This is a genomic window from Brevundimonas sp. TWP2-3-4b1 (genome assembly GCF_049897665.1).
Lineage (GTDB): Bacteria > Pseudomonadota > Alphaproteobacteria > Caulobacterales > Caulobacteraceae > Brevundimonas > Brevundimonas subvibrioides_B.
The window spans coordinates 1-8,986 of the sequence record NZ_JAFCWQ010000043.1; the positions used below are offsets into that span (position 1 = coordinate 1).

Here is an 8,986-nt window from a genome sequence, read left to right on the forward strand (position 1 = left end):
GGCGGCACCAGACGGAAGTTGAACTGGTTCTGGCTGGCGAGGGTCGAATACTCCTGCGCCTGCACGACCTGAAGCTGGGCCAGTCGGACGGTCAAGGCCGTAACGCCCAGCGCCGTCAGTCCGCCGACCACGAACGTGCGGCGCAGGAACGAACCCTGACGCTCGTTCACATCGGCAAAGAAGATCGAAGGTTCGCCACTCATCGGACCCCTTCCCTGCCGCGCTTTCCTCCGCCTCCGCAAGGCGCGGAAGCGGAGGGATATTCCTAGTGGACCGGCCGCCCGCCGTGCTTCGAGTATTCGATGCGGGCGATGGTGCGGTTGTGCACCTCGTCCGGGCCGTCCGCGAGGCGCAGGGTGCGCACGCCGGCGTACATCTCGGCCAGGGGCGTATCGCCCGAGACGCCGGCGCCGCCGAACGCCTGGATGGCGTCGTCGATGATCTGCAGCGCCATCTTGGGCGCCGCGACCTTGATCTGGGCGATCTCGGACTTGGCGTTCTTGGCTCCGCCGTTGTCCATCATCCAGGCGGCCTTCAGCACCATCAGGCGGCACATCTCGATATTGGTGCGCGCCTCGCCGACGCGCTGTTCCCACACCGAATGCTCGGCCAGCTGCTTTTTAAAGGCGGTGCGGTTCAGCAGCCGCTCGCACATCAGCTCCAGCGCCTTCTCAGCCGCCCCGATCACACGCATGCAGTGGTGGATACGGCCCGGCCCGAGACGGCCCTGGGCGATCTCGAAGCCCCTGCCCTCGCCGGCGATCAGGTTTTCGACCGGCACCCGGACGTTGTCGAGCACGACCTCGGCATGGCCGATGGGGCGCTCGTCATAGCCGAACACGGTCAGCATCCGCTCGATGCGGAAGCCGGGGGTATTGGTCGGCACCAGAATCTGGGACTGCTGCTGGTGGGTCGCGGCGCCCGTGTCGGTCTTGCCCATCACGATGGAGATGGCGACGTTCGGGTGACCCATGTTGGTCGACCACCATTTGCGGCCGTTGATCACATACTCATCGCCGTCGCGGACGATCGAGGTCTGGATGTTGGTCGCGTCCGAGGAGGCCACGGCCGGCTCGGTCATCAAGAAGGCGGAGCGGATCTCGCCGGCCATAAGGGGCTTCAGCCAGCGATCCTGCTGGGCCGCGTTCCCGTACATATGGAGCACCTCCATATTGCCGGTGTCCGGGGCGTTGCAGTTGAACACCTCGGGCGTCCACAGGCCCGCGCGGCCCATGGCCTCGGCCAGGGGGGCATATTCCAGGTTGGTCAGGCCCGCACCGTGATCGCCGGGGAGGAACATGTTCCACAGGCCCGCCTCACGCGCCTCGGCCTTCAGGGCCTCCATGGTCGGGGACTGGACCGTGTGGTCGCGATGGATGTCGGCCCAGTAGTCGGTGGCGCGCGGCGCCACCTTGTCGTCGAGGAACCGCGTGACCCGCTCCTGCCAGTGCAGGGCCCGGTCCGAGTGCTTGAAATCCATGGATGTCGTCCTTCCCGATATGCGAACGGCGCGATCCGCAGGACCGCGCCGTTCCGGCGTATAGCTTTTGTTAGCCGACCACTAGCGCTTCAGCAGCGGGGCCAGCTTCTGGGCGATCATCATGTCGCCGGCGATCTTCAGCTTGCCCTGCATGAAGGCCATCATCGGGTCCAGCTTGCCGTCCGACAGGGCCATGAAGTCGTCCCAGGTCATGGAGACGGTGGCGTCGGCGGGCTTGTCATCGTTGGTGACGGTGTTCGGGACCGAGGCGCCGTCGATGAAGATCCTGCCCACGTCGCCCAGGTCGATCTTCACGGTCTTGCCCAGACCGGAGTTGTCGCCGACGGCGCCGCGGATGTGTTCGGTCACTTGAGCCAGATCGGCCATGGAGGGTCTCCCTGAGAAGGTGGAGCCGAAGCCCTATCCCTCCATAGCCCGCCTCACAAGATCACGTCGGGGAAACTGCGGCCCCCGGCTGGACGATCAGGATCACAACATTCCGAAACGGCGGATTGCGCCCCGGCGCGGGCTCCGCTATCGAGCCTGCCTGCCGGAGACGTGGCCGAGTGGCTGAAGGCAACGGTTTGCTAAATCGTCATACCCTGTAAGGGGTATCGAGGGTTCGAATCCCTCCGTCTCCGCCAGACCTCCGTTCGCCATCAACCGCAAAAGCCCGCTCAGGGCCCGCCACCAAGCGGTTTGAACGCTCGCCTACCTTCGCACATCACCGCTTGCTACCGTCGCCAACCGCTCTAAAATGTGGGGGAACTCGTGGGGGGAAATCCCGCGTGTGGGGGAATGACCCCCGGGCGTGGGGGAACGCGGCATGGGCAGGCTTACCGCAAACGAGGTGAAGGCGAGTCTTTCGAAGCCCGGCACCTATCAGGACGGCGACGGACTGTTTCTGAAAGTGGACCGGCGCGGCGGCGCAAGCTGGACCCTTCGCGTGCAACACGCTGGCAAGCGGCGCGATATCGGGCTGGGCAGCGCGGGTATGGTCACCCTGGCCAATGCCCGGGCCAAGGCGGCGGAGGCCCGACGCGCTGTCCGCGAGGAAGGCCGCGATATCGTGGCGGAACGGCGCGAGGCCAAGGCGGCGGGCGTCACCTTCCGCGAAGCCGCGCTGGCGCTGCACGACGCGAACAAACACCAATGGGCCGAAGGCAAGCACGGCGCGCAATGGCTGGCGACGCTGGAAAACTATGCCTTCCCGACCTTGGGGGCCAAGGCGGCGGGCGTCATAACCGCGAGCGACATCATTGCGGCCATTGCCCCGGTGTGGACGGCCCGACCGGAAACCGGGCGGCGGGTTCGCCAGCGGATATGCGCCACCCTCGACTATGCCCACGCGCGGGGCTGGCGGGCGACGGAAGCCCCGGCCCGGTCTCTGGCAGCCGGTCGGGGCCTCCCCCGTCAACCGGCGGGCGGCCACCATGCCGCCATGCCCTATGCGAACGTCCCGGCCTATCTGACAAAGTTGCGCGCGAGCGGCGGAGTGTGGGGGCGGCTGGCGCTGGAGTTGGTCATCCTGACGGCGGCTCGGTCGGGCGAAGTTCGCGGTGCGCGGTGGTCTGAAATGGATCTGGACGTGGGCCTCTGGACGGTTCCGGCAGAGCGCATGAAAGTCCGGCGCGAGCATACCGTGCCGTTGTCACCGCAAGCCCTGTCTGTGCTGCAAAGCGCGGCGGCGGTGCGGCTGGCGGGAACCGATCTGGTCTTTCCCGGCGCGGGCGGTGCTCTCATGTCGGACATGACCATGCGCAAGGTTCTGACCCGCGCCAAGGAACCGTTCACGGTCCACGGCTTCCGGTCCAGCTTCCGGGATTGGGTCGCGGAAAAGACGGCCTTCCCGCGCGAGGTGGCAGAGGCGGCGCTGGCGCATACCAATCCCAATGAGGTTGAAGCCGCCTATCAGCGCGGGTCCATGGTCGAAAAACGGCGGCGGCTCATGGATGCGTGGGGGGCCTATTGCACTCCCGGCAACGGGACCAAAATCCTGCGGTTTGCACGGACTGAGGCCCGCCTGTGACTGACGACTACCCTCTTTGGGAGACCACAGGGCCTTGGAAACCCCTCGAAGCTGCTGTCACTGATTTGGCGTTTCACAGCCATCCCGATCCGCCGGGACAAGCTCTCACGTGGCTCTGTAAAGGCGTATGGAAAGCTAGGGGCGATTGGAAATGGCGGGCTTGGGTCAGAGCAATTTACATGACCGAACAAAGCGGCACGATCCCATCGGATCGCTGGACGCACTTAGCAGAGGCAAACGCTAAGGGCGTGACAGAGTGGGTTTCCGGCAAGCCGCTTCCAACATTTGGCAACGGCTACAGCTTCCCCGGAAAGGTTCCGACGTTCGAAACAGCCCACTTCGATTGGCAAAACAACGCGTCTGAAACCGCCCTCCTAATCGGACCCGGCGAAGAATGGTTCTGCGCCACCAATATCGAAGTGGCTTGGACAAAAGCTGACTCGTCTCCGACGCCCCCAGCGACTGAGACACGGAACCTTGGCGGGCGGCCACCGACATGGGACTGGGAAGCGGCGGCGCTCGCGATGGCAGGTCGACATTTCGTGGATGTCTGGAAACCCGCGACTGTGGCTGACGTTGTTAGAGCGCTGCAGGACTGGGCAATGCAAAGCGGTCAAGACTTGCCCGATGCGACTGCCAAGCCTGATGCCAAGCGGATTTTCGAAGCCATTCAGAGGTGGAACACGGCCCCCTGACCAAAACTCACAGGGCTCGGTTTCAAACGGTTTTGACCGGTTTCGAGACGACGACCACGGCCGTTCGCCAACACCCTTTGTGCGTCGCCCGGCACCTTCGCCCGGTGCGTCAGACAAAGGCGAACACCCATGGCTACCGACTATCTTCAACCCCGGCTGGTCAGCATCCAGCAAGCTCGCACGCTCCTAGGCATCGGGCTCACAAAAACCTATGACCTGATTGCCGAAGGCCTGCTGGAAACCGTCACCATCGGTTCAAGGCGGCTGGTCACGCTGCGCAGTATCGACGCGCTGATTGACGGCGCGGCCATGGATCGGGCGGCCTGACATGACCCGCCTCAAACTCAAGCTGGCGAGCGCCAGTGCGGCGGGCCCGCCGAGCCCGCCCCTGACACGCGGGGAGGCCATCGCGGCCAAATGCCGGGAGTGTCTTTATGACGACCAGTCCGCAGGAACGTGGCGGCAACAGGTCTCGGCCTGCCCTGCGACGGAGTGCGCGCTCTGGCCTGTCCGGCCTTTGGCAGGAGGCGTTTCCAGTTGGATTACGGCGCGGGAGGTCTCCCGGCTTCCCGATGACTGGCGAACCCTGACACACGGCGAAGCGGTGGCAATGGTGGCGGGCAGGGTCGAGCCTAGCCGTCGTGGATGCGCCGTGGGAGCCGTCCGTGACGCATCGGCCCCGTCCACGGTCCATGCATACCCGGAAGCCGCCTGACGCTCACGGATCGGCTCTACAGCGCATCGGCCCGGCGGTGGTGTGTCCCTCGCCGGGCCTTTGTGTTTCCAGGCCGTCCGCTTCGCATCGCGCGTTCCATGGCTGATCATCCGAAAACGTCTTCGCCAAGCCGCGCCAGCCTCCGTGAACGGCCGCCGATGAAACTTGCGAGGAAACCACCGCCAGTGGCGCGGTCGAAACGAAATCAGAGCGTTAAACACGCGGCGGAATCCACCGCACCGGCCCTGGCCCCGGAAGCCGGGCCCTCTCTCTATAGAGGTTGCACCCCATGCGCCGTTGTCGGGAGCGGGCGGGGCGCGGCTGGTCCCCAAAGCCAAGCGAACCGCCCGCCTGCCCCGGTCTCAACGCCTCGCGCCGCCTTCATCCCGATTCCAGGCCGGGGCGGTGCGCGAAACCGGCGGGACCGGCAAACGTCGGCCCTGTCACTGGCGGCGGTGGCGCGTGTGTTGGATGCGGCGACCTTTGCCGGGTCCATCGGCCTCGGCTTCAATCGATTTCTCACGATCCATTGGGCGGCGGCCGGGGTTTCGGATGACCTTGCCGCGACGGCCCGATGGTTGAAACTTGCGGGCGGCTGGATACGCTTGCACGGTGGTCAGGTGGCCTACGTCTGGATACGCGAAACGGGGCCCGGCAAGGGCGCGCACGTCCATATCCTGTTGCACCTGCCTCCCAATCTGGCGGACGGGTTCAATCGTCGCCAGCGCGGATGGATGACGGCGTGCGGAGCGGCATGGAAAGCCGGTGTCCGGTTCTCGCGCCCCATCGGTCGGAACCTGCACCACTATGCCAGGGGCGAGATTGACGGCCGGTCCTATGACGCCAATCTGGCGGAGGTGCTGGACTACGTTTTGAAGGGCGCAACCGACACGGCCCGGGAGCGACTGGGCATTGACCGACAGGAGCCCGGCGGCGTCATCGTCGGCAAGCGTTGCGGCGTCTCACAGAACATCGGGCCGGAAGCGCGGCGGATGCATTTCGGCAGCAATACGCGCGGGCGCGCGACGAAGACCCCGCCCTCGGCTAAGGTCCGCTATCGGGCCTGATGCCAATGTCGTGGTCCGACCCATTTCGGACATTTGCAGCGCGGAGTTCCTAAGTCCTAGAGTGGCTCTTAGGGTGCGGTCCCGCTGTCGGCGATCAGTTTGGGCTGACAAAGCCCGCATGTCTGTTTGAAGGCCCAGTGGGTCCGCTGCCCAGCCTTAGTCCGCACAGGTTTCCGCCCGACCTGATTGCTCAATCACGCCCATGATCGCGATCGTCCATTTTATGGTGGAACATTGAGGGCTGCCAACTGCTTTTCACCCCAGCGCGATTGTTGGACACGACGAAGGAGAGCTCGATGAAAGCGGTTGTTTATAACGGCCCCTGCGACGTCAGCGTGGAGGATGTACCAGACTCAGCAATCGAGAAAGAAACCGACGTCCTCATCCGCCTGACCTCGACCAACATCTGCGGTTCGGATCTGCACATGTACGAAGGCCGCACCGATTTCGAGGTGGGCAAAGTATTCGGCCATGAGAATATGGGCGAGGTGATCGAGGTCGGTGCCGCCGTCGACCGCGTCAAGAAGGGCGACCGCGTATGTATGCCGTTTAACGTCGGCTGCGGCTTCTGCGCCAACTGCGAGCGCGGTCTCTCGGGCTTCTGCCTGACCTGCAATCCTGGCGTGGCCGGCGCGGCCTATGGCTTCGCTGGGATGGGGCCGTTCCAAGGCGGACAGGCCGAGATGCTTCGCATTCCTTATGCCGACTACAACTGCTTGGTTTTGCCCGAGGACGCCGATGAGAAGGAGGACGACTATGTCATGCTGTCCGACATCTTCCCGACCGGTTGGCATGCTACCGAACTGGCGGGGCTTCTGCCGGGCGAGACGATCGCAATATATGGGGCTGGTCCCGTCGGCCTGATGGCTCTGCATTCTGCGATCATAAAGGGCGCGTCCCAGGTTTTTGTGGTCGACAGCCAGCCGGATCGTCTGAAGCTGGTCAAGGAACTGGGCGGCATTCCCATCAACATGAAGGACGTAGATCCAGTTGACGCCATACTGGACGCTACCGAAGGCCTGGGAACGGACCGGGGCTGCGAATGCGTGGGCTATCAGTGCTGCGACCGCCACGGCAAGGAACGCAGTAACTATACGATGAACTGTCTAGTCGCCTCGACTAAGGCCACCGGGGGGATCGGCGTGGTCGGCGTCTTTATCCCAGAGGATCCGGGAGCCAAAGATGACTTGGCAAAGGAAGGAAAGATGGCCTTCGACTTCGGTCAGTTCTGGTTCAAGGGCCAGAAAATCGGCACCGGCCAGGCCAATGTAAAGGCCTACAATCGCCGCCTGGCCAATCTGATCCATGCCGGCAAGGCAACGCCGTCAAAGATCATATCGCACAAGATCCCGCTGGAAGAGGCTCCTGCCGCCTACAAGCATTTTAACGCCCGGGACGACGGCTGGACCAAGGTGGTGCTAAAGCCCAACGGCGGACAGTCCGAGGGACGATGCGTCAGTTCGAGAAGCTGCCCGTAAAGTCACCAGCCGACAATAGGCCGGCACTGTAGGGATTAACAAACTGCCGGGCCTTGTTCAGCAGTGGTGCAGGTATGACCGAGCCTGGCGCATTTCGAAACTTGATGGGTTCGGCTGCGGACGTCCGCAAACCACCCGTTTGAGACGTCCAAGACGTTCGCTATTCGGCGGTCGCTTCGGCTCGCGCAGGCAAGCCACGCGTACCTAGTTCGGCTGAAACGCCCTGCCACGATTGCCGATCAGCACCCAGCCGGCGTTCGTGGGCTGGTAGCCGCCCCTAGACTTGGCGACGGCCAGCCCCAACACCGCCAGCTCTGGCCCACGGCTTGGTGCCGTCGCACGGGCGGGGTCGACCATATCGAGCAGGGCCTCAACGCGTTCGGGGTCGGTCATCATCACGAGTTCTCAGCGGAGGGTTGGAGAGGCGTGTGGTGAAGGTCCAGCTCAGCTCCATCCGCGTTCGCGGATGTAGGCCTCCAGCGCAGCGATTCGCGTGGCGTCCGACGGGTGGGTGGAAGCGAACTCCGGCTGACCCGACTGGCGCTGCTGGCTCATCAGACGCCACAGGGCCACGGCCTGCGACGGACGGAACTCGGCCGAGTTCATATAGTCGATAGCCAGCCGATCAGCTTCCAACTCGGCGCGACGAGAGTAGGGCAGCAACAGGCCATATTGGGCCGCGATGGCCCCGAACGATCCCACGGTTTGCCCGCGCGGTCCGGCCACGCCTTGCGCTACCTGCAGGCCCAGATTGGTCAAGGCGGTCGAGGACGCCCGTTCCGCCGGGTGCCGGGCGACGACGTGGCCCATCTCGTGGCCGATCACGGTCGCCAGCTGATCGTCATTCTGTACCAAGGCCAGCAGGCTTGTCGTCACGCCGATCTTGCCCGACGGCAGTACAAAGGCGTTCGGGCTTTCGCTGTTGAAAACGGCGTAGTCCCGGCTGCGATTGCTCAGGCCCGCCGCCTCGACCAAGCGGTTCCCGACCCTACGGATACGGTCAACCGACGTGCCTGTCAGCGCGGGGTTCTGGGTCCGAAGCAGCTGCTGCCACGCCGCTTCGGATTGCTGCTCGAGACCGGTCGAGTCAGCGAGAATCAACTGATTGCGGCCGAGCGTATCGTTGTAGGCGCACCCTCCGAAGAGAAGGGTCAGGCTCAATCCGACTGCAGTGAACGGGGCGGTACGTTTCATGGGGATCTTCTCTCTTCGCCGGGACCAAGACCGACGATCGGCACATGAAACCAAGCGAAGATGGCAAGGGTTCCCGCTTCACCCCCGCATCAGGTGCTGTCAGGCAGCGAACTGCCGGTGCCGTTTAGAAGAATGGGGCCAAGGCAGAAAACAGCGGCGGCGCGAAGAACCGATGCTGGCGCAATGTGCTGACGAGGCCATCGCGGAAGCTAGTGGATTGATTCCATCACTTGGTGCCCGCGGTTAGCGGCGGCGATGATTTTGTCTGGATCGGCGGTCCAGACGAAGGGTTTGGGCTGCTGATTGTGATCGACGACGAAGCGGTTGA

Annotated in this window: 9 protein-coding genes, 1 tRNA gene and 2 pseudogenes; 6 read left to right on the top strand and 6 right to left on the bottom strand. The window is 64.1% G+C overall.

Annotation, left to right across the window (positions count from 1 at the left end; all coding sequences use genetic code 11):
- The 3 genes and pseudogenes from ACP7A5_RS17440 to ACP7A5_RS17450 all read right to left on the bottom strand — a co-directional run.
- A pseudogene (locus tag ACP7A5_RS17440) lies at positions 1–203 on the bottom strand (penicillin-binding protein 2); the annotation flags it as partial.
- A gap of 62 nt (positions 204–265) precedes the next feature.
- Entirely contained in the window at positions 266–1,480 is a 1,215-nt protein-coding gene (locus ACP7A5_RS17445; protein ID WP_426043089.1) for an acyl-CoA dehydrogenase family protein, read from the bottom strand.
- A gap of 81 nt (positions 1,481–1,561) precedes the next feature.
- The gene (locus ACP7A5_RS17450) at positions 1,562–1,867 is read right to left on the bottom strand and encodes an SCP2 sterol-binding domain-containing protein (RefSeq protein ID WP_426043090.1); all 306 of its coding nucleotides are present in this window, start codon (positions 1,865–1,867) and stop codon (positions 1,562–1,564) included.
- Positions 1,868–2,032: 165 nt separating this feature from the next.
- On the opposite strand from ACP7A5_RS17450, the gene ACP7A5_RS17455 reads away from it, so the two are divergent.
- From ACP7A5_RS17455 to ACP7A5_RS17480, 6 genes are all read left to right on the top strand, one after another.
- Positions 2,033–2,124: transfer RNA gene (locus tag ACP7A5_RS17455), tRNA-Ser, on the top strand.
- A 182-nt stretch (positions 2,125–2,306) separates the two neighbouring features.
- Positions 2,307–3,509 carry a tyrosine-type recombinase/integrase gene (locus ACP7A5_RS17460; RefSeq protein ID WP_426043091.1) on the top strand — a complete coding sequence of 401 codons (1,203 nt, stop codon included), beginning with the start codon at positions 2,307–2,309 and terminating at the stop codon, positions 3,507–3,509.
- 179 nt (positions 3,510–3,688) lie between these two features.
- Positions 3,689–4,204 (top strand): hypothetical protein, encoded by a 516-nt coding sequence (locus tag ACP7A5_RS17465; RefSeq protein ID WP_426043092.1) that lies wholly within the window; start codon positions 3,689–3,691, stop codon positions 4,202–4,204.
- A gap of 129 nt (positions 4,205–4,333) precedes the next feature.
- Positions 4,334–4,531, top strand: a complete 198-nt coding sequence (locus tag ACP7A5_RS17470) for a helix-turn-helix domain-containing protein (RefSeq protein ID WP_426043093.1) — start codon at positions 4,334–4,336, stop codon at positions 4,529–4,531.
- Between the two features lie 843 nt (positions 4,532–5,374).
- Positions 5,375–5,986: a hypothetical protein gene (locus ACP7A5_RS17475; protein WP_426043094.1), complete on the top strand. Its 612-nt coding sequence runs from the start codon at positions 5,375–5,377 to the stop codon at positions 5,984–5,986.
- A gap of 296 nt (positions 5,987–6,282) precedes the next feature.
- Positions 6,283–7,464 (top strand): glutathione-independent formaldehyde dehydrogenase, encoded by a 1,182-nt coding sequence (locus ACP7A5_RS17480; RefSeq protein ID WP_426043095.1) that lies wholly within the window; start codon positions 6,283–6,285, stop codon positions 7,462–7,464.
- A gap of 204 nt (positions 7,465–7,668) precedes the next feature.
- Here ACP7A5_RS17480 and ACP7A5_RS17485 read toward each other — a convergent pair whose 3' ends face one another.
- The 3 genes and pseudogenes from ACP7A5_RS17485 to ACP7A5_RS17495 form a co-directional block, all read right to left on the bottom strand.
- Entirely contained in the window at positions 7,669–7,860 is a 192-nt protein-coding gene (locus ACP7A5_RS17485; RefSeq protein ID WP_426043096.1) for a hypothetical protein, read from the bottom strand.
- 48 nt (positions 7,861–7,908) lie between these two features.
- Positions 7,909–8,658, bottom strand: a complete 750-nt coding sequence (locus tag ACP7A5_RS17490; RefSeq protein ID WP_426043097.1) for a M48 family metallopeptidase — start codon at positions 8,656–8,658, stop codon at positions 7,909–7,911.
- A gap of 209 nt (positions 8,659–8,867) precedes the next feature.
- Positions 8,868–8,986, bottom strand: a pseudogene (locus ACP7A5_RS17495) (IS630 family transposase); the annotation flags it as partial.

Excerpts from the sequence above, each read along its gene's own strand:
- ACP7A5_RS17445 (WP_426043089.1), bottom strand. The coding sequence starts at position 1,480 with ATGGATTTCAAGCACTCGGACCGGGCCCTGCACTGGCAGGAGCGGGTC.
- ACP7A5_RS17450 (WP_426043090.1), bottom strand. The coding sequence starts at position 1,867 with ATGGCCGATCTGGCTCAAGTGACCGAACACATCCGCGGCGCCGTCGGC.
- ACP7A5_RS17460 (WP_426043091.1), top strand. The coding sequence starts at position 2,307 with ATGGGCAGGCTTACCGCAAACGAGGTGAAGGCGAGTCTTTCGAAGCCC.
- ACP7A5_RS17465 (WP_426043092.1), top strand. The coding sequence starts at position 3,689 with ATGACCGAACAAAGCGGCACGATCCCATCGGATCGCTGGACGCACTTA.
- ACP7A5_RS17470 (WP_426043093.1), top strand. The coding sequence starts at position 4,334 with ATGGCTACCGACTATCTTCAACCCCGGCTGGTCAGCATCCAGCAAGCT.
- ACP7A5_RS17480 (WP_426043095.1), top strand. The coding sequence starts at position 6,283 with ATGAAAGCGGTTGTTTATAACGGCCCCTGCGACGTCAGCGTGGAGGAT.
- ACP7A5_RS17485 (WP_426043096.1), bottom strand. The coding sequence starts at position 7,860 with ATGATGACCGACCCCGAACGCGTTGAGGCCCTGCTCGATATGGTCGAC.
- ACP7A5_RS17490 (WP_426043097.1), bottom strand. The coding sequence starts at position 8,658 with ATGAAACGTACCGCCCCGTTCACTGCAGTCGGATTGAGCCTGACCCTT.